Origin of the sequence: Kordia antarctica (assembly GCF_009901525.1) — a bacterium.
Lineage (GTDB): Bacteria > Bacteroidota > Bacteroidia > Flavobacteriales > Flavobacteriaceae > Kordia > Kordia antarctica.
In genome coordinates, this window is the sequence record NZ_CP019288.1 from 4,378,589 (window position 1) to 4,398,938 (window position 20,350).

At 34.2% G+C, this 20,350-nt stretch carries 19 protein-coding genes; 12 read left to right on the forward strand and 7 right to left on the reverse strand.

The genetic code is table 11. The features are described 5' to 3' along the window. Positions 1 to 48 precede the first annotated feature (48 nt). Both IMCC3317_RS18330 and IMCC3317_RS18335 read right to left on the reverse strand, forming a co-directional pair. Entirely contained in the window at positions 49 to 1,371 is a 1,323-nt protein-coding gene (locus IMCC3317_RS18330) for an aryl-sulfate sulfotransferase (protein WP_160130933.1), read from the reverse strand. 110 nt (positions 1,372 to 1,481) lie between these two features. Beyond that, entirely contained in the window at positions 1,482 to 3,026 is a 1,545-nt protein-coding gene (locus IMCC3317_RS18335) for a T9SS type A sorting domain-containing protein (RefSeq protein ID WP_160130934.1), read from the reverse strand. Positions 3,027 to 3,107: 81 nt separating this feature from the next. Between IMCC3317_RS18335 and IMCC3317_RS18340 the strand changes: the two genes are divergently transcribed. The 3 genes from IMCC3317_RS18340 (at position 3,108) to IMCC3317_RS18350 (ending at position 6,947) form a co-directional block, all read left to right on the forward strand. Further along, positions 3,108 to 4,085, forward strand: a complete 978-nt coding sequence (locus IMCC3317_RS18340; protein ID WP_160130935.1) for a polyprenyl synthetase family protein — start codon at positions 3,108 to 3,110, stop codon at positions 4,083 to 4,085. A gap of 111 nt (positions 4,086 to 4,196) precedes the next feature. Continuing rightward, entirely contained in the window at positions 4,197 to 6,158 is a 1,962-nt protein-coding gene (gene dnaG, locus IMCC3317_RS18345; RefSeq protein WP_160130936.1) for a DNA primase, read from the forward strand. A 33-nt stretch (positions 6,159 to 6,191) separates the two neighbouring features. After that, complete coding sequence (locus IMCC3317_RS18350) at positions 6,192 to 6,947, forward strand: hypothetical protein (RefSeq protein ID WP_160130937.1); 756 nt, start codon at positions 6,192 to 6,194, stop codon at positions 6,945 to 6,947. Between the two features lie 93 nt (positions 6,948 to 7,040). Here the strand turns inward: IMCC3317_RS18350 and IMCC3317_RS18355 are convergent, their stop codons facing one another. Both IMCC3317_RS18355 and nadE read right to left on the reverse strand, forming a co-directional pair. Next, entirely contained in the window at positions 7,041 to 7,670 is a 630-nt protein-coding gene (locus IMCC3317_RS18355) for a response regulator (protein WP_160130938.1), read from the reverse strand. A gap of 162 nt (positions 7,671 to 7,832) precedes the next feature. Further along, positions 7,833 to 8,621: an NAD(+) synthase gene (nadE, locus tag IMCC3317_RS18360; RefSeq protein ID WP_160130939.1), complete on the reverse strand. Its 789-nt coding sequence runs from the start codon at positions 8,619 to 8,621 to the stop codon at positions 7,833 to 7,835. Between the two features lie 523 nt (positions 8,622 to 9,144). On the opposite strand from nadE, the gene gldB reads away from it, so the two are divergent. Together gldB and gldC are read left to right on the forward strand one after the other, a co-directional pair. Beyond that, positions 9,145 to 10,095, forward strand: coding sequence for a gliding motility lipoprotein GldB (gldB, locus tag IMCC3317_RS18365; RefSeq protein ID WP_160130940.1), 951 nt, complete (start codon positions 9,145 to 9,147; stop codon positions 10,093 to 10,095). Next, a complete protein-coding gene (gldC, locus tag IMCC3317_RS18370) occupies positions 10,095 to 10,433 on the forward strand; it encodes a gliding motility protein GldC (protein ID WP_160130941.1) in 339 nt (112 codons plus the stop codon). Before gldB ends, gldC begins: the two co-directional genes overlap by 1 nt. 46 nt (positions 10,434 to 10,479) lie before the next feature. Here gldC and IMCC3317_RS18375 read toward each other — a convergent pair whose 3' ends face one another. Then, positions 10,480 to 11,232, reverse strand: coding sequence for a DUF5995 family protein (locus IMCC3317_RS18375; RefSeq protein WP_160130942.1), 753 nt, complete (start codon positions 11,230 to 11,232; stop codon positions 10,480 to 10,482). A gap of 485 nt (positions 11,233 to 11,717) precedes the next feature. Here IMCC3317_RS18375 and IMCC3317_RS18380 point away from each other — a divergent pair, with 485 nt between their 5' ends. After that, on the forward strand, positions 11,718 to 12,089 hold the full coding sequence (locus tag IMCC3317_RS18380; RefSeq protein WP_160130943.1) for a GTPase: 372 nt from the start codon (positions 11,718 to 11,720) through the stop codon (positions 12,087 to 12,089). Here the strand turns inward: IMCC3317_RS18380 and yihA are convergent. Together yihA and IMCC3317_RS18390 are read right to left on the reverse strand one after the other, a co-directional pair. Then, positions 12,064 to 12,672: a ribosome biogenesis GTP-binding protein YihA/YsxC gene (gene yihA / locus IMCC3317_RS18385; protein WP_160130944.1), complete on the reverse strand. Its 609-nt coding sequence runs from the start codon at positions 12,670 to 12,672 to the stop codon at positions 12,064 to 12,066. The genes IMCC3317_RS18380 and yihA overlap by 26 nt on opposite strands. Before the next feature lie 13 nt (positions 12,673 to 12,685). Further along, a complete protein-coding gene (locus tag IMCC3317_RS18390) occupies positions 12,686 to 13,450 on the reverse strand; it encodes an alpha/beta fold hydrolase (protein WP_160130945.1) in 765 nt (254 codons plus the stop codon). A gap of 295 nt (positions 13,451 to 13,745) precedes the next feature. On the opposite strand from IMCC3317_RS18390, the gene mraZ reads away from it, so the two are divergent. From mraZ to mraY, 6 genes are read left to right on the forward strand one after another with little or no spacing between them, the layout of a single operon-like run. Continuing rightward, a complete protein-coding gene (gene mraZ / locus IMCC3317_RS18395) occupies positions 13,746 to 14,213 on the forward strand; it encodes a division/cell wall cluster transcriptional repressor MraZ (RefSeq protein WP_160130946.1) in 468 nt (155 codons plus the stop codon). Continuing rightward, positions 14,200 to 15,096 carry a 16S rRNA (cytosine(1402)-N(4))-methyltransferase RsmH gene (rsmH, locus tag IMCC3317_RS18400; RefSeq protein ID WP_160130947.1) on the forward strand — a complete coding sequence of 299 codons (897 nt, stop codon included), beginning with the start codon at positions 14,200 to 14,202 and terminating at the stop codon, positions 15,094 to 15,096. The genes mraZ and rsmH overlap by 14 nt, the downstream gene beginning before the upstream one ends. Before the next feature lie 2 nt (positions 15,097 to 15,098). Continuing rightward, complete coding sequence (locus tag IMCC3317_RS18405; RefSeq protein ID WP_160130948.1) at positions 15,099 to 15,419, forward strand: FtsL-like putative cell division protein; 321 nt, start codon at positions 15,099 to 15,101, stop codon at positions 15,417 to 15,419. Between the two features lie 6 nt (positions 15,420 to 15,425). Continuing rightward, a complete protein-coding gene (locus tag IMCC3317_RS18410; protein ID WP_160130949.1) occupies positions 15,426 to 17,426 on the forward strand; it encodes a penicillin-binding protein in 2,001 nt (666 codons plus the stop codon). Then, positions 17,423 to 18,886 (forward strand): UDP-N-acetylmuramoyl-L-alanyl-D-glutamate--2,6-diaminopimelate ligase, encoded by a 1,464-nt coding sequence (locus IMCC3317_RS18415; RefSeq protein ID WP_160130950.1) that lies wholly within the window; start codon positions 17,423 to 17,425, stop codon positions 18,884 to 18,886. The genes IMCC3317_RS18410 and IMCC3317_RS18415 overlap by 4 nt, the downstream gene beginning before the upstream one ends. A gap of 32 nt (positions 18,887 to 18,918) precedes the next feature. Continuing rightward, positions 18,919 to 20,154, forward strand: coding sequence for a phospho-N-acetylmuramoyl-pentapeptide-transferase (mraY, locus tag IMCC3317_RS18420; RefSeq protein ID WP_160130951.1), 1,236 nt, complete (start codon positions 18,919 to 18,921; stop codon positions 20,152 to 20,154). Positions 20,155 to 20,350 lie beyond the last annotated feature (196 nt).

The following is a 20,350-nucleotide window of genomic DNA, read 5'->3' on the forward strand; positions in this document are numbered from 1 at the left end:
AAAGTCACAAAAATTAATTAACAGTATTAGACTTTGAAAATAAAGAAATTACTCAATCTCAATTTGCAAAGAAGTTAACACTCTACCTTCAAATGCTGGATGATTTTTTCCGTATTTATCTACTTTAAAAATAGAAACATTCGTCTCTACTGGATTTTGATATTGCCATATGATTGTTCCCGATTGGTTTATTTCAAACAATGTTCCAGCTCCACCTTCCGTGATTAACGTATTTCCATTTGGCAATCGTTGCGCTCCAGAAAGTCGAGAAGAAAAAATCAGTTCATTGTCATAAGACCAAACAGATGTTTCAGGAAGATTTATGGTATTTGGCATTAATTCGTACGTTCCGTTTGCAAGTTGTGGTATCAAAATTTCATCAATAGAAGATTTATCAGAAAATTTATTATTATTGAAAACCATGAAATTCCCACCATTATTTATGGTATTTCCAATCCATGTTACATCATGCTGACCAAATAGACGTTGATTTTCAGATGTTCCCGAATTGTATGCTTGCGGATTTCCCCAACGATACAATAAATCGCCTCCTTTTGTACTATTTCCTCCAACATGTGATGCGGCTTCTGCTGTAGTTGTGCTATGATCTATAATCCAAAATTCATTAAAAACTCTAGAACTTACTACAATTTGATCTAATTCTTCAATATAATCAATGGAGTTTAAATGATTAAAATTTGCATCGCCGCCTGAAAAATTAATATTAATCAATTCTGGATGTTCAGAAACAATTCCAAAATTTTCTTTTGTAGCATCATGATCTTGAATCAAATGATCCCAAACAGACCATTCCCAAACAATTTCGGCTTGATTATTTGCAAGTGGTTTGATTTCAATAACCTTACACGGCCAAACTTCGTTTGCAAAAAGTAAACTCGGATTTCGTCCTTTTGTAATCGCTTCATTTCCTGATTTAAGTTCCCAAACCGTTGCCAATATATTACCGTTTGGTAACAATGCTATATCATGATGTAATACATAATTTGAAGTGTTGTATTCCCAAAACCAGAGTTCATCTCCTTCAAAACTTAAAATTTCAATCGCTCCTGTAGCTCCGCCTCCTGTAAAATTTGAACCTTCTTGTCGTATTGCTCTAATTAAATTTCCTTCATCAGTTAAATATGAAATTAGCGCAGGAGTCTCAGATTCCCATTTGTTAACTACAAAACCTTCATTATTAATGAGAAAAGTATTGTTTGAACCTAAGGGAGAAAATAACGTATATCCGTCATAAACAACTAAGTTTTCATTCAGTACAATTGGAGTTGGTGTTGTTGCGTCGTCATCTTTACAATTAAAAAATAATACGATGCAAAATAACACTAAAAACTTTCCTAATTTTTTTTTCATAACCATCAAGGTATCTATTATAAAAAGCATAATTCTGAAAACACATTTTTTAAATTTAATGTGACAATCAGAATTATACTCTTAATGCTTCTTAAGTATTTTGAAGCTATTTATTTAACAAGAATCTTAAAAGATTTAGTTTTATTTTCTATACCAACTTTAGCAAAATATATTCCTGCGTCAATATTAGAAAGATCCAGTTCATGAACCTTTGAAGATAATTTAGAATTTAAAACTTGTTGACCTAAACTATTGTATAATACAAAATCAGACATGTTTTCAGATGCCTCTATTGTCAATACACTTGTGTCATAATTAATAAAGTGTTTAAAATTATCAGCACCAAATTCTTCCACGCCTAACGTTTCAGAAACACTTAAATTAAAAAGCATTAATAGATTCGCTGAATTTGTGGTAGTTGCACGCATGGCAACATAATACGTTCCATCTGAAGGTGGCGTAAATGTCACAGAAGCTGTATACGCTTGTGTAACTAAGTCATTTCCAGTATTATCACCAAAAACTCCTGACTGTGTAATTCCAGTATATGTTCCTAATAGCGATTGATACAGTGCTGTAGATGATGTGCCATCAGTAATGTAAAGTTCAAAGCTTTCGTCAGAAACTGTGTTTAAATCGAATGCATTATAAAGTACATCTATTCCATATGAATTGACGGTTGTCATATCCATCTTTTTAGAGAATATCCAGTCATTTTTTGCAACTTCTGTTGCAGCTTGTGGAAAAACAACCATAAAATTATCATTAGTTCCATCGCCATCTAAATCATTTGTGTCTGTATTAAAAGACCAGACAGGACTTATCATATCTGTATCTTCAAATGCCCAACAATCTAATATAGTTCCGTCAGCAAAACTTTGTGAAAATGGAAATGCCGCTGAAGCAGAACAATCTCTTGCAGATCTAAATCCAATAGGTCCAACCCAACTACTATCTCCATTAGAGCCACCACAATTAGTACGAATAAAAAAATCATAATTTGTATTCGGAGACAATCCCATAAACACATAACTTGGTGTTGCAATATTAGAAACTAATGTTCCTGTTCCTTGCGTAAAAGCATCTAATCCCCATTCTATTTCCCAAGTTGGAGTACCTGTATTTGTATCTGTCCAACCTAAATCAAAAGTGGTTGAAGTGGAACCGTTAGCAACAAATGTTGAAGGATCTACACAAACTGCAGCTGCTTCTGTAAGCGTGAAATCAAAACCAAAAGAACTCCATCTATTGTCCCAAACTATATAATAAGTTGTATTTGCCGTAGTATTGAATGTAGCTTCCGATAAATAATTTCCACCAGGGTAGTCTACATCGTCGTTTCCTGTTACACAAACCAGTGCTCCACAAGTTCCTTCATAAATATGAAGTCTTGTATCTCCGTTTGCATTTGCTGGTAGAATATTAGAAGATACTGTTGCAGATCCAGAAGCAATTGGTGTATATGTATACCATTCAGCAGCGGCACCAGTAGTTGTACCACCAGCACAAATAACTGTTGTGCCTTCTGTTCCGTCTACAGTTGTTACAGTATGTGTTCCAGCTGTAATTGCAGTTGCAAATGCACAAGTGTCTTGAGCGATTCCCGCATAGGAAAAGATTAAAAAGCAAAAAAGAAATAAAGTAATTTTTTTCATGTTGATAGTTTTTATTATTAAGTCTCTAAAGTTACAAAAAAATATGATTTTAAATGAATAACTCTCTATCTTTGACAAAGAATGAAAGTAGTTGCGCAAATTAAACAACCAATTCAAAAGGAAATGGAACTCTTTGAAAAAAAGTTTTCCAGTTCTATGATTTCCAAAGTTGCGCTATTCAACAGAATTACACATTACATCGTAAATCGTAAAGGAAAACAAATGCGTCCTATGTTTGTCTTTCTAGTTTCCAAAATGACTTCTGATGGAATTGTAAACGAACGAACGTATCGTGGCGCTTCTGTCATTGAACTCATTCATACAGCAACTTTAGTACATGATGATGTTGTAGATGATTCCAATAGAAGACGCGGTTTTTTCTCTATAAATGCCTTATGGAAAAATAAAATTGCCGTTTTAGTGGGCGATTATTTACTCTCGAAAGGACTATTGCTTTCCATTGATAATGGCGATTTTGACTTGCTAAAAATTATTTCTGTCGCTGTGCGCGAAATGAGTGAAGGCGAATTGTTGCAAATTGAAAAAGCACGTAGATTAGACATTACAGAAGATATTTACTACGAAATCATCCGACAAAAAACAGCAACGTTAATTGCGGCTTGTTGTGCAATGGGCGCAAAATCTGTAAATGCTTCTGATGAAGAAGTAGAACGCATGCGATTATTCGGTGAACATATCGGAATGGCTTTTCAGATAAAAGATGACTTATTTGATTACGGAAATACGCAAATCGGGAAGCCAACAGGAATCGATATTAAAGAGCAAAAAATGACACTTCCGCTAATTTACGCGCTCAATCATTGCACGAATGAAGAGAAAAAATGGGCGATTAATTCTGTGAAAAATCATAACAAAGACAAAAAAAGAGTTAAAGAAGTCATTGCATTCGTAAAAAAAACGGGCGGATTGGAATATGCAGTTACGCAAATGAAAACCTACCAAGAAAAAGCACTTACGCTCCTAGAAACCTATCCTCAATCAACATACAAAGATTCATTAGAACTCATGGTGAATTATGTAATTGATAGAAAAAAATAATTTTTCATCCGCTGGAAGAAGTAAAATTCATAAGAACAAACTATTACTATTTATATCCATAATTAGCGGAAACTTAGTATTTTTGAACATTCATTCCTAAACTTTCATACTTTGATTTCAAAATCGACCATAGATGCTGTATTTGACGCTGCTCGCGTAGAAGAGGTCATTGGCGATTTTGTACAACTCAAAAAATCGGGAAGTAATTTCAAAGGACTCAGTCCATTCTCGGAAGAACGTACGCCATCATTTATGGTATCGCCTGTAAAGCAAATTTGGAAAGATTTCAGTTCAGGAAAAGGTGGAAATGCAGTCGCTTTTCTAATGGAACACGAACATTTTACGTATCCGGAAGCTATAAAATACTTAGCAAATAAGTACGGAATTGAAGTTGAAGAAACCGAACGAACTGACGAAGAAAAGGAATTAGCCAACGAAAAGGAAAGCATGTTTTTGGTTTCTGAATATGCTAAAAAATACCATCAAGACATACTTTGGGAATCGCCGCAAGGAAAAGCAATTGGACTTACTTACTTTAAAGAACGTGGTTTTACACCGGAAACCATCAAGAAATTTGGATTGGGTTATGCCTTGGACGAATGGGACGCGTTTACCACAACAGCACTGAAAGAAGGGTACAACTTAAATTATCTTGCCAAAACAGGTGTGACGATTGTAAAAGATGAAAAACGCTTTGATCGTTTCAAAGGCAGAGTCATGTTTCCAATTCACAGTATGAGTGGACGCGTACTTGGTTTTGGTGGACGAATTTTGACAAATACCAAAAAAGCGGCAAAATATCTCAACTCGCCAGAAAGCGATATTTACCATAAAAGTAAAGTATTATACGGTTTGTATTACGCAAAACAAGCCATTGCAAAAGAAGATAATTGCTACTTGGTGGAAGGTTATACAGACGTAATTCAGATGCATCAAGCAGGAATTCACAATGTGGTTTCTTCCTCTGGAACTGCCTTAACGGCGGATCAAATACGGCTTATAAACCGTTTGACAAAAAATATTACGGTTCTCTATGATGGAGATGCCGCAGGAATTCGCGCGTCGCTCCGTGGAGTCGATTTAATTTTGGAACAAGACATGAATGTACGCGTATGTACATTTCCTGACGGAGAAGATCCTGATAGTTTTGCTAAAAACAATTCGCTACAAGACGTACTAGAATACTTTGAAAATAATGTAAAAGATTTCATCAGTTACAAAGCTTCTTTACTGATGGAAGTTGCCAAAAATGATCCGATAAAAAAAGCAGAAGTTATCAACGATATGATGTCGAGTATTTCTAAAGTTTCGGATCGAATCAAACAAGAATTATACTTGCGTGAAACGTCTAGGATTATGAATATTTCGGAAGAAGTATTATTTGCGACGTTGGCGCAGCTTCAAAATAGAGACATTAAGGAAGCGAATAAAAAAACTACGCAAGAAAAAAAGGCTTTCGAAGTAATAAAAACAGAGAAAAAAGCGGAAGCTGTTGATGTTCAATATGTTTTAGAGCGAAAAATCATAGAAATATTATTGCTTTATGGAAACATGGAAGCTACGTTTGAAGACTTAATTTTGAAAGAAGATGATGAAGGTGAATTAAAAATGGAGCGCGAATTATTTGAAGCAAAAGTCTTTGAAAAACTCTATTTAGACCTACAACAAGATGAAATTGACTTGGCAAACGAAACCTTCAAAGCAATCTATTACAGTGCTATTGAAAAATTAAACACAACGGGAACTTTAGAACTAGACACATTTGTCAACGAAATAGCGCCAGAAATAGCGAGTGAAGTTACAGACATTCTCATGCGTGAAGAACGTTATGAATTGCACAATTGGGAAGCGCAAAACATTTTTGTGAAAACTAAAGAAGAAACCATTGCACAATTGACAAGTGAAACTATCTTAAGTTTGCGTTGCTTCTTAATCAATCTAAAAATAGAAGAACTCAAACTCAGTTTACAGCAAAATGCTGAATTAGAAAAACTTCAAAGTGTATTAGAAGAAATTACCAACTACATATCTCTCAAAAAAGCACTTTCTGAGCAATTGAAACGTGTGTTGTAAATTTGGTATATATTTAATTTGAAAAATTCTCAGATGAAAAAAATAATTACTTGTACATTTTTTTTGCTATCAGTGTGTTTATTCTCGCAAAATAAAGAAGAGATTGAAGCGGATTATGAACTTCAAGGATATTTTAAAAACTATCAAGAGTTTAATATAGACTCGCTCAAAGCGAAAAAATTTAAACATATCGTATATATCGATTTACAAGGCAATGGTTTTATATTTGAAAGGAAGTTAGAAAATAATTTAAAACAAACGGTCTATACTATTCTAGTCAATTTTCCCTATGGTAAATATCAAAGGCACAAAGAATACAAAGTGCATATGTTTTCAAAAAACGATTCTATCATTGGTTTAATTAGTTATCACGCTAAAACGGGAAGCGTAAATTCTTATTTTGATTACAAAAAATTATATGCACATATCGAGTTGCACAATGAATTATACGAAACTAAATTTGGAGTTTCAGATTTCATAGATCAATTTAAAACAATGAAAACTTACGGATTTCATTGTGGTTTTTCACCCATAATGAATGGAGCTTTGCAACATGATGATTTCTATTTTGATAACATCAGAAATGCAAAACATTTTAGGAAATGGTTAAAATCGTTTAATCCCGAATTACAAGCTTTTGGAATCAAAGCATTAGAACATTTAGAAGAAAAAGAAAAACTACCACTTTCTCCACTAGAAAAGAAACTCATCAAACATATAAAAACGCGGAACTCAACATTGCTTATTTGCGGCGGTTGTGTAAGTTTTCCTCGAAGACTTTATGATTAAAAAAATGATGACACATGTAAACTCTAAAAGGATCTACACATATCATCATAAAAATTTTAACTGTTCATAGAGAATAAATTCTCTACAATGCATTTACAGCAATTCTAATGCTTTTGCTTGTTGTAATAGATCAACTAGGTTGTCTACATTCAACTTTCGCATTAGGCGAGCCTTGTACGTGCTCACAGTTTTTTCGTTTAGGTTCAACTCTTCGGCAACATGCTTGTTACGTTTACCTGAAGCTAAAAGTTTTAACACTTCAACTTCTCTTGTAGATAAACGTCTGAAGAATCTACGGGGTTTGTTCGTGCTTTCATCAAATGCTAGACGTTGTGCTAATTCGTTGCTAATATAGATTCCTCCATTAGCAACTTTAACAATAGCGTCTTTAATAACATTTGTAGCGACGGATTTTGATAAGTAACCGGATGCTCCAGCTCTCAGAGTGCTTACTGCGTAAACATCTTCTGAATGTGAGCTAAACATAATTACTTTCATCTCGGCGAAGTCTTTTTTCAATCTTCGCAATGCAGTAATACCATTGACCTCTGGGAGATCCATCTCAAGTAAAATAACATCTACGTGCTCTTGACTAATAAAATCAAAAAGCTCAGAAGTTGTAGCAGCTTTACCTACTACATCAATCTCAGTAGAGTTCTTAAACAAGGATTTAATTCCTTTTCGAACAATGGGATGATTGTCTGCAATTAATACTTTAACCATAATTTAGTTTTTAAAGTTATTATTAAATCAGACCATCACATAAAGAAAGGCTCGTTATGTCATGCTAACATAAAAACGAATCAATTTTTATTTCAGGTTTAGGGGGTCTGTAACAACAAATTTAAACAAATTTTTATAATAACGATTAAAAAAGATGAAATTTTATGTAAGATTTTGCGGTATTTTGCAGACTGGAATTGGAATCATTTTATGTCGGTTAGAGGAATTGTATCGTTTGTAAATTTTAAAAACTTCTTGTTGTCTTCCAGTAAAGTCTTCTGCGGTTTTTCTTTCTTCATGCATTTGCATAGCCCATTCAAGCTCATCGTAGTTAGCGCCAATCTGATCTTCATCGCTTCTGGCATCACCAAATAAACCATCGGAAGGAGCAGCTTTCATGATAGATTTGGGAACTTTTAATAACTCACCTAATTGATAAACTTCGCTTTTCATTAGGTCCGCAATTGGACTCAAATCAACGCCGCCATCTCCATATTTGGTATAAAACCCGACGCCAAAATCTTCTACTTTGTTTCCTGTTCCAGCAACCAATCTTCCTAATAGTCCAGCATAATAATATAAAGTTGTCATTCGCAAACGCGCTCTTGTGTTCGCCAAAGCCATATCAACTGTTGCTTTTTCGCCTTCTAAGGTAACTTCTGTTTTAAATTCTTCAAAAACTGGCGTTAAATCTGCGCGAACATCACTCACATTATCAAAACGTTCTTTTAATTGCTTTATATGTTCCTGTCCACGCGAAACATGACTTGCCGCTTGATGAATAGGCATTTCAATACACAATACAGGTAATCCTGTTTTTGCACACAAGGTAGAAGTTACCGCGGAATCAATTCCTCCAGAAACTCCTATAACAAATCCGTTCACTTTTGCATTCGTTGCATACTCTTTCAGCCACTTTACAATATGATCAATAACCTTTTCAGTTTTCATGTATTTATTTTTATTTTAATATTTCTGTCAGATGGAATTTGCCAATAAACATTTCAATTACTTTCAAGAAAATTATTATGGCTCATTTCATGTATTTCAATTTTTTTACAAGATAAAAAAAGTAAATTTGCAGACAAAAATAGAAGCAGATTAAAATTTACGAGCCTAGATCGCGTTTATGTGTTTATAATTAATGTGAACTTGATATGACTAATCACTAAATGTGCTTGTAACTTGTTCTTCTTCCGAAGTATAGCAGTTATTTTTCGTTAAGAATTTCCGAAGCCTTGGAGAAAATTTAGAAAAATAGATGCGATTTTAGCCTTTTCGGCTAAAAATACCTCTGGAAAAAGCGCACTTTCTTTTGTTGACGCCTGTGCTGAACTTGATTCAGTATCTTTTGTGCGAGCAAAGAAAATGAAAAATAAGAACTTGAAAATTTAGTTTTTTACTAATGATTTATGAAGTCTAAACTCACATTTGAATATCATTTTAGGATTTACATTGTGTCCATATAAAAATTATGAAAAATATAGTATACATATTATTATTACTAGTAATTGGTTGTGCCAATGAAAACTTGCTGGAAAAAGAAATTGCAGCCATTCCAATAGATGTAAACGTAAGCCGATTTGAGCAAGTTTTCTTAAATGCTTCACCTTCAGATTTACCCAAGTTAAAAGAAGTATATCCGCAATTTTTTCCGAGTTCTATTCCCGATTCTACTTGGGTTTACACGATGCGCGATCCTTTACAAAAAGAATTAAAGCAAGAAATAGATGCCGTTTTTACAGATTTTGCTCCAGTTCAAAAAGATATTGTATCGGTTTTGCAACACATAAAATTTTACTTTCCTGAATATGGAACGCCCGAAGTTTTTACCGTTACTACGGAAGATTATCGCAAAAATATCATCTTAACAAACAGCATGATTTTAATTGCGTTGAATACGTATTTAGGTGGAAATCATAAATATTACGAAGGAATACAACAATATATAGTGCAGAATTTTGAAAAAGAAATGATTCCAGTAGATATTGCAAACGAATTTGCTTTTTCACAAGTGCAACCTGCGCGCGAACGTACTTTTTTAAGCAACATAATATATTATGGAAAAGTGCAATATATCAAATCGCTTTTAGTGCCAACTGTCAGCAAAGCAAAACAATTTGGATATACGGAACGTCAAATTAATTGGTCAGCCGAAAATGAAGCGCAAATTTGGACGTATTTTATTGAAAAAGAATTGCTGTACAGTACTGATAATAAGTTGGATAATCGGTTTCTAAACTTAGCACCTTTCTCCAAGTTTTACTTAGAATTGGACAGTGAATCTCCTGGCGGAATTGGTCGCTATATTGGTGCTCAAATTGTGGACGCGTACATGAAAAATAATGATGTATCTTTGCAGGAATTATTAGTGAAAACTCCAGACGAAATTTTTAACAATTCAAAGTACAAACCCAAGAAATAATGGCGAACAAACTCAATTCTGAAATAAAAATTGCGGTGACCGTAGATGAAAATAATGTTCCAGAAGCAATCAATTGGACAGCAAAAGATGGCGGAATCAATACTGAAGCTACAAAAGCAGTAATGTTGTCGGTTTGGGATCACAAGGCACAAGAAAGTTTGCGAATTGATTTATGGACAAAAGACATGCCTGTCGATGAAATGAAAGTGTTTTATCATCAAACATTAGTGTCGATGGCAAAATCATTTCAGCGTGCAACAAATGATGAAAAAATGAGCGCAACAATGCTTGATTTCTGCGATTATTTTGCTGAAAAATTAGAGATTGTTAAGGAGTAAGCTTTCGCTTAAAAGTACTCAGAAATATATCAAATTTAGTTTGCAATTAATCTTTCTGTAAAATCTCAATTCTTGTTTTAATTGAACCAGTTTCTTCCAAGCGAATAATTTTCAATATAAGATTCGCGAAAAAACCAGGATCTGTCACTAACTTTACTTTCTCGGTGATTCTTTGATCTCTTGCGGAAATTAATTGAGGCCAATTGGTTGCTGGCGAATTTGCTAATGACGTTGCGTATTTCCATGCGCCATCTCTGGCAAGTTTCATGCTAAAATCAATCAAAATAGTATCAAATCGTTCTGTTTCTTTCAGAATTTTTGTGAGTGTTGTCCAAATTAATGACAATTCCTTTTCGACATCGTGTACCAATTCGCCCAAAATCACATTAATCTTATCAAAATCACCTTTCAAATCATTAATATTTTCACCTTTCATCACCTCTGCGGCAGCAATTCCTAAATCCAAATTAATATGTGCATTCATACCAAGTAATATATGTTGTAACACAATAAACCAATAATCATCTGCTTTTTCAAACGCAACTTGCCACGATTTACTCGGCGTTGTATTATTTTTAAAATCGGTATACGCTTGCAAATATCTATTCGCAAAAATGACGTCCAAATGTTCCATTCGGGGATTATCATCAAAAAAATGATTTTCAATTCCTTCTTTCACTTTGCAAGTCACTTTATGATACAATGCTGCGAAATAACCCATCGTACTCGGAATTTCTTTGTTATCTTCAATAATTTGATCTAAAAAAGAAATCACTTCATCAACAGTTGTAGCTTGCATAATTTTGAATTTTAATTAACTAAAAGTATGAAATTCTGAGATAGCTGAAAAGGAAACGCTATTTATTACGACTTTTAGTAGTATTGAGTTGTGAGTATTTTGTATTGAGATGTTAGATAATAGAAAATAGAGCAAAGATGTTAGATTCAAGATTGTTCAGAATTAGAATAAAACCAAGTACGTCATTTCGAGTGAATTTGTACAACAAATTAGTATCGAGAAATGCTTCTTTGTACAAGATTAAATAAATAGAAAATAGCACAAAGATGTTAGAATTAAGATTCATGACTTTTAGTAGTGTTGAGTATTCGGATTTTAGAAAATAGAAAATAGCACAAAGATGTAAGAATCAAGATTTATTATAATTCAAAGCAAGAGCATCATTTCGAGTAAATTTGTGTAACAAATTAGTAGCGAAAACCCAAAACCCAAAACCCAAAACCCAAAACCCAAAACCCAAAACCCAAAACCCAAAACCCAAAAAAATGAAAAAAATCATCTTCGTATACAACGCAACATCAGGGAAAGTAAACAGTTTGCTCGATATTGCACACAAACTAATAAGTCCAAAAACCTATCAATGTGACTTATGTTCAATAACACACGATACATTTTCGGAAAACGAACAATGGAAGCAATTTAGAGAAACAACAAAGCTTCCGCTAGAATTTTTACACAGTGATGAATTTGAAGCGAATTATAAAAATAAAGACGCAAAATATCCTGTTATTTTTTTGGAAGAAAATCAAAAATTAACGGAATGGATTTCGAAAAGTGATATTGAACAACTAGAAAATACGGAAGAATTAATTCAATTGATAAAAACGAAAACTATGAATTTTTCAAATCTTTATTAATTTGACCAATATAATTAATCACTTCTTCACGCCCAATTGCTTTTGACGAAGACGTCACAAAATGTTTTGGCATTTCTTCCCAAACATCTTCTAACAATTTATCTCTGTATGCGTTTACGTGTTTGTCAATCTGCGAAGGAGGCAATTTGTCAGCTTTTGTAAAAACAATACAAAACGGAATCTGGTTTTCGCCCAACCATTGCATAAACTCCAAATCTACTTTTTGCGGTTCGTGACGAATATCAACCAATACAAAACCACAAATCAATTGTGTACGCTTGCTAAAATATTCGGTAATAAACTTTTGAAAAACACGCTTGCTAGTCTTCGAAGTTTTTGCGTAACCGTAACCAGGTAAATCGACTAAAAACCATTCATTATTAATCTTAAAATGATTAATAAGCTGTGTCTTTCCTGGTCTTCCAGAAGTTTTTGCTAAACTTTTACGTTGCGTTAACATATTAATCAATGAAGATTTTCCAACATTAGAACGCCCAATAAAAGCATATTCGGGAATTGGATTTTTTGGACATTTCGCAACGTCCGAATTGCTCATCACAAATTCGGCAGATTTTATCTTCATAACAGTTTGTAGCTTAAAAATTACGTTTTGTCAACCAATCTTGTAGATGTTCGTTGAATTCAGTTGGATGTTCCATCATTGGCGCATGTCCACATTTATCAATCCAATATAAATCAGAATCGGGAAGCAATTCATGAAACTCATCTGCAACATTTGGAGGCGTAACAGTATCGTTTTTTCCCCAAATAATGCCCACAGGAATATTCATTTTAGGCAAATCTTTTCCCATGTTATGACGAATAGCACTTTTAGCAATTGCCAGCGTTTTTATCAATCTGCTTCGATCGTTTACAGTGGCAAAAACTTCGTCCACAATTTCTTTAGTAGCAATTGTTGGATCGTAAAAAACATCTTCACTTTTCTTCTTAATAAACTCGTAATCACCACGTTTTGGATATCCAACGCCCATTGAGTTTTCATACAATCCGGAACTTCCTGTAATCACTAAACCTTTCACCAACTCAGGATATAACTTTGTGTGTAACAATCCGATATGTCCACCTAAAGAATTTCCTAATAAAATTACTTTGTCAAGCTTTTTATGAAGAATAAACTCTCTGACATACTTCGCAAAATTCTTCACGGTTGTCTTTAAAAGTGGTTTTGTGTAAATAGGCAACTCAGGAATTAGAACTTTGTATCCTTTTGCGGAAAAATTTTTGGTAACGGCTTCAAAATTGCTCAAACCGCCCATTAAGCCATGCAGAATAACGATAGGTGTTCCTTCTCCCAGTTCGAGATAATTGAATTTACCTTCCTTTTTAAAGCTTTCTTTCATTAATGGCTATTGGTTTTTTTACAAGAGACAAATATAGGCATTTCGAAATTATTAAAATGGTTTTTTTAAAATGTCTCAAAAAATATAAAAACAGCTTAAATATACCCGAAAAAAGGGCAATTCTGATCTTGAAGTATCACTTTTTTAAGACTTTGATTTTTAAGATGTTTGAACGATTTTACTTGGTTTCACACAAAAACTTATCAACAATGTGACAGAAAGTGGTATAAAGTGGTAAAATGTGGTAAAATTTTCAATATATTTGAATCTAATAATAGGCAAACCAAATTCTCACGTGATAAATTTAATTGGAACATACGAATGTAAAGTAGACGCGAAAGGGCGAATGCTTGTTCCTGCTGACTTGAAAAAGCAGTTGTCTCCAATATTGCAAGAAGGTTTTGTCATAAAAGAAGGTTTATTTGGTTCGTGTTTAGAGTTGCATCCGATGAGCGAATGGGACAAAGTCACGGAAAAACTGAACAAACTTAGTCGTTTTAAGAGAGAAAATGTCGATTTCATTCGAAGATTTAACAAAGGTGTGCGAATGGTTGATATTGACTCCGCAGGACGCTTATTGATTCCGAAAGACTTAGTGGTTTTTGCAGGTATCAAAAAAGAAATAGTAGTGTCGTCAGCGATCAATAGTGTTGAAATTTGGGATAAAGAAAAGTATGAAACGGCAACGGATGATGCTTCAGTAGATATTGGCGATTTAGCCGAAAAAGTAATGGGAAATGACGATGGAGATGGAATATCATAATCCAGTATTATTAAAAGAAACGGTTGATGGACTCAACATCAAAGAAGATGGCGTGTATGTCGATGTAACTTTTGGCGGCGGCGGACATTCAAAAGAAATTTTGAGTCGTTTGGGAGAAAATGGGAAACTGTTTGCTTTTGATCAAGATCAAGATGCGTTGGAAAATGCAATTGATGATCCGCGATTTAAGTTGATAAGTCAAAACTTTAGACATCTAAAAAAGTTCTTACGATTTTATGGAATCAAAAAAGTAGATGGAATTTTAGGAGATTTTGGCGTTTCGTCACATCAATTTGATGTTGCAGAACGCGGTTTTTCATTACGATTTGAAGCTGATTTGGACATGCGAATGGATCAAGAAGGAGAAATTTCGGCGTTTCATGTGGTTAATGAATATTCAGAAAGAGATTTAATATCACTTCTATTTTCATATGGTGAATTGAGAAATTCTAAAGCAATTGCAGCTCGAATTATAGAAGTGAGAGAAGAAAAACCAATTAAAACTACGGAAGAATTACGAGTAGCGTTAAAACGATTCTTACCAAACTATAAAGAGCATAAAATATTAGCGCAAATCTATCAAGCAATTCGAATAGAAGTCAATCAAGAAATTGAAGCTTTAAAAGAATTTCTATTAGAAACACTCGATATGTTAGAGTCTGGCGGACGAATGAGTTTAATAAGTTATCATTCTTTAGAAGATAGATTGGTAAAACGATTCATCCGAAACGGATTATTTGAAGGTGAACCAGAAAAAGATTTCTATGGACGGTTTGAAGTTCCATTTAAAAAAGTTGGTGGTTTAATTATTCCTTCAAAAGAAGAAATAAAAATAAATAACAGAGCGCGCAGCGCAAAACTAAGAATAGCAGAACGTGTCTAATAATGGTAAAGCAAAATATATATGACATCCTAAAAGGGAAGTTTCTCATCAAAGATGACGCAATAAAAAATTGGCGTTTCATTGTGTTTGCTTCGTTTCTAGCGTTAATTATGATTGCAAGTTCGCATTGGGCAGACGAAAAAGTTCACAAAATTGCAAAACTCAACGAACAAGTAAAAGAGTTAAAAAGTGAATTTGTAGATGCACGAACAACATTACAGCAGCTAAAATTAGAATCGTACATCACCAAAAAAGTAGCATCAAGAGGATTGGCGCCTTCTGAAAATCCGCCAAAGAAAATAAGAGTAAAATCACAACAATAATCAAGAATGCCAGTAACCGATAAAAACATATTGAATCGTTTATATTTTATTGCAGGAGGTATGTTTCTCTTCGCAATAGCGGTTGTGGTGCAATTGGTCAATATTCAATTTATTGAAGGTGAAAAATACAAGGAAATGGCGCAAGAACAAACGTTCAGAAATGCGGTCATTGCTCCAAGTCGCGGAAATGTTTATGCAGATGATGGAAGTTTATTAGCAACTTCGGTTCCTAAATATGATATCTTTTTTGATACAAAAACGGTCAACAAAAAAATATTTTTTGACAATGTAAAGCCGTTAGCAGATTCATTATCGGCAATGTTTGGGAAATCTTCTGCACACTATGATCAAATGCTCGTGACTGCACGAAAGAATAAAAATCAATACTTGAGAATTGCGCGCAAGCTAAGTTACTCACAATACATTCGCATCAAGCAATTTCCAATCTTCAAACTTGGGACAATCAAAGGTGGATTTATTGATAAAGTAAAAACGGTTCGCGAACATCCTATCGGGAAAATTGCAGAACGTACTGTTGGACATCAGCGTGAAGGACAAAAAGGAGTTGGTTTAGAAAGTGCTTTTAGCGAATACTTGCGTGGAAAAGAAGGAAGACGATTGGAGCAAAAAATAGCGAAAGGACAATGGAAACCAGTTTCTGGCGATAATGAATTAGAACCACAAGATGGATATGATATTATTTCTACGATCAATGTAAATGTGCAAGATATTGCGCATCATGCATTATTAGAACAGCTAGAAAAATACAAAGCAGATCATGGTTGTGTGGTAGTAATGGAAGTTGCAACTGGAGAAATCAAAGCCATTTCAAACTTAGGAAGAAACAAAAAAGGAAAGTATTACGAACGTCTAAATTATGCTGTTGGCGAATCGCACGAACCAGGTTCTACATTCAAATTAATGGCAATGGTTGCGGCGCTAGAAGACAGAGTGATTGATAGTAATTATGTAGTTGACACAGGAAATGGAAAGTTGACTTTTTATGGAGATGTCGTAGAAGATTCAAATCATCGCGGTTATGGAAAAATTTCTGCTTCTGAAGCATTTGAAGTGTCATCTAATGTGGGAATTGTGAAAATAATCTATGATTTCTACAATAAAAATCCAGAAAAATTTGTGGACAGACTCTATAATATGGGTTTGAATAAAAAACTAGACTTACCAATTGCAGGTGAAGGAGCACCAATCATTCCGCATCCAAACGATAAAAAAGGTTGGTATGGCACAACACTTCCGTGGATGGCTTTTGGATATGGAGTTTCATTAACACCATTACAAACATTGACATTCTATAACGCAATAGCGAATGATGGTGAAATGGTGCGCCCACGATTTGTAAAAGCAGTTCGTGAAAACTGGTACGCAAGCGAAAAAGTATTTGAAAAAGAAATCATCAATCCGTCAATTTGTTCCAAAGAAACGGTAGCGAAAGTGACGAAAATGATGCAAAATGTAGTGGAGAAAAAACACGGAACAGGAAATAGTTTGTATTCCCCAGATTTTTCAATGGCAGGAAAAACAGGAACCTGTCAAAAAAATTATGGAGACGGCGATAAAGATAAGCTTCAATACATTTCTACGTTTTCAGGTTTTTTCCCTGTGGAGAATCCAAAATACTCATGTATCGTTGTGATTCATGAACCAGATCGTAAAATTGGGTATTACGGAGCAGATGTTTCTGGACCAGTATTCAAGAAAATTGCACACAAAATATATACGGATACGCCAATATTCGATCAAGTAGAAAATATTAATACTGTACACGGAACGGTTTCGACGGACTATGAGAATTATCGCGAGAAATCGAGAAAATACAAAACCATCATGCCAAATGTTATCGGAATGCCAGCAATGGACGCAATTCCGTTACTAGAAAATTTGGGATTGCGCGTAGAAATCAAAGGAAATGGAAAAGTAACGAAGCAATCCATTGAAGCAGGAATTAAAATAGAATCACAAAAAAGCATTGTATTAGAATTATCGTGAACATATTAAAAGACATATTATACAAAGTTCCTCTCGAAGCTGTTACTGGCGACACGACAATCTCGGTGCGCGAACTTGTTTTTGATTCACGCAAAGTAGAATCAAACGATGTTTTTATTGCGATCAAAGGATATGAAGTTGATGGACATAGTTATATAAATAAAGCGATAAAATTAGGTGCGATTGCAATTATCTGTGAAGAAATTCCAGCAGAAATAGTAAACGGAATCACGTATGTACAAGTTGCAAACGGAAACAGTGCGTTGGCAATAATGGCAGCAAATTATTATGGAAATCCTTCGGAAAACTTGAAACTTATTGGAGTTACAGGAACCAACGGAAAAACGACGATTGCTACCTTATTATATCATCTGTTCAAAAAAGCAGGTTACAAAGTAGGATTGTTATCTACGGTAAAAGTTTTGGTTGATAATACAGAATACAAAGCAACGCATACAACGCCAGATTCGTTAACAATCAATCGATATTTGAAAGAAATGAATCATGAAGGTGTAGAATTTTGCTTCATGGAAGTTTCGTCACACGGAATTCATCAAAAAAGAACTGCTGGACTTGTGTTTCAAGGTGGCATTTTTACAAATTTATCGCACGATCATTTAGACTATCACGATACGTTTGCAGAATATAGAGATGTAAAAAAGAAATTCTTTGATGAATTGCCAAAAGAAGCGTTTGCGTTGGTCAATATAGATGACAAAAATGGTTTGGTGATGTTGCAAAATACCAGAGCTAAAAAATACACATATGCACTAAAAACGTATGCAGATTATCGTGCGCAAATCTTGGAAAACAGGTTGGCAGGATTGCTCTTAAAGATAAATGACAACGAAGTTTGGACGAAATTAATTGGAAATTTCAACGCGTATAACCTATTGTCTATTTACGCTACGGCGGAATTATTAGGCTTAGAACAAATTGAAATATTACGATTAATCAGTGAACTGGAAAGTGTAAGTGGTCGCTTTGAATATTTTATCACAAAAAATAAAATCACCACAATTATTGATTATGCGCACACACCAGATGCTTTAAAAAACGTGTTGGAAACGATCAATAATATTCGCACAGGAAATGAACAATTAATTACCGTTGTTGGTTGTGGCGGCGATAGAGATGTTACCAAACGTCCAAAAATGGGCAACATTGCGTCAACGCTGAGTACGAAAGCAATATTTACATCGGACAACCCGAGAAGTGAAGATCCTGATGCAATAATTGAAGCAATTGAAAAAGGAGTAGAGCCACAAAATTATAAAAAAACACTTTCAATCACAGATCGGAAGCAAGCTATAAAAACGGCGTGTCAAATGGCTAATGAAAATGATATCATTCTCATTGCAGGAAAAGGACATGAAACCTACCAAGAAGTAAAAGGCAACCGAACTGATTTTGACGATTATAAAATTGCCAAAGAAATACTAGACAATCTCAACGAATAACAAATTAAAACAAGCGTAACGACAACAAAAATATGTTATACTACTTATTTGAATATCTCGAAAAGCAATACCAGTTTCCAGGCGCATCCTTATTTGGATATCTGAGTTTCAGAGCTGCGATGGCTGTAATTCTTTCGTTGTTGATTTCTACAATTTACGGAAAAAGAATCATCAGTTATTTACGTACGAAACAAATTGGCGAAACGGTTCGTGACTTAGGATTAGATGGACAAAAAGAAAAAGCAGGAACGCCAACAATGGGCGGAATTATCATCATTTTGGCAACATTAGTTCCAGTATTATTATTTGCAAAACTTGGAAATATATATATCATATTACTCTTAGTCACAACTATTTGGATGGGAATTATTGGTTTTATTGACGATTACATCAAAAAGTTTAAAAATGACAAAGATGGACTCAAAGGAAAGTTCAAAATCTTAGGACAAGTCGGATTGGGAATTATTGTTGGTGCAACGTTGTTTTTTCATCAAGATGTCACTATTCGTGAAGAATTACCTGTGAAACAACAAACAGAAGTTGTCGCAAATAACAATACACCAACGAAGAAATTTGGCGAAGAAAAACGTTCCATGAAAACGACACTTCCATTTGTTAAAAATAATGAGATTGATTACGCAAAATTAATTACTTGGATAAATCCAGACTATGCAAAATATGCGTGGTTGGTATTCATTCCGATTGTCATATTTATCATTACGGCAGTTTCTAATGGAGCGAATTTAACCGACGGAATTGACGGACTCGCCGCAGGAACATCAGCCATAATTGTACTCACGTTAGGAATATTTGCGTGGATTTCAGGAAACTTAATTTTCTCGGAATATCTCAATGTCATGTACATACCAAGAGCTGGAGAAATCACGATTTATATCGCTGCGTTTGTCGGCGCTTTAATTGGATTTCTTTGGTATAATACGTATCCGGCGCAAGTATTTATGGGAGATACAGGAAGTTTAACAATAGGAGGAATCATTGCGGTAATTGCAATTGCGATTCGAAAAGAATGGTTGATTCCAATCCTTTGCGGAATTTTCTTGGCGGAAAATCTATCAGTTGTCATGCAAGTGAGTTATTTCAAATATACGCGAAAGAAATTTGGAGAAGGAAAAAGAATATTCCTAATGTCGCCATTACATCATCACTATCAAAAACTAGGATATCACGAAAGTAAAATCGTAACCCGATTTTGGATTGTTGGAATTCTATTAGCAATTCTGACTATTGTAACGTTGAAACTTAGATAGGTTAAAAGTGAGAAGTGAGAAGTGAGAAGTGAAAAGTTGAAAGTGAAAAGTTATGAGTTATGAGTTGTGAGTTGTGAGTGAGAAAACAAATTAACAAAAAGTGAAAAGTGAAAAGTGAAAAGTGAAAAGTGAAAAGTTGAAAGTGAAAAGTTATGAGTTATGAGTTGTAAGTGAGAAAACAAACAACAAACAACAA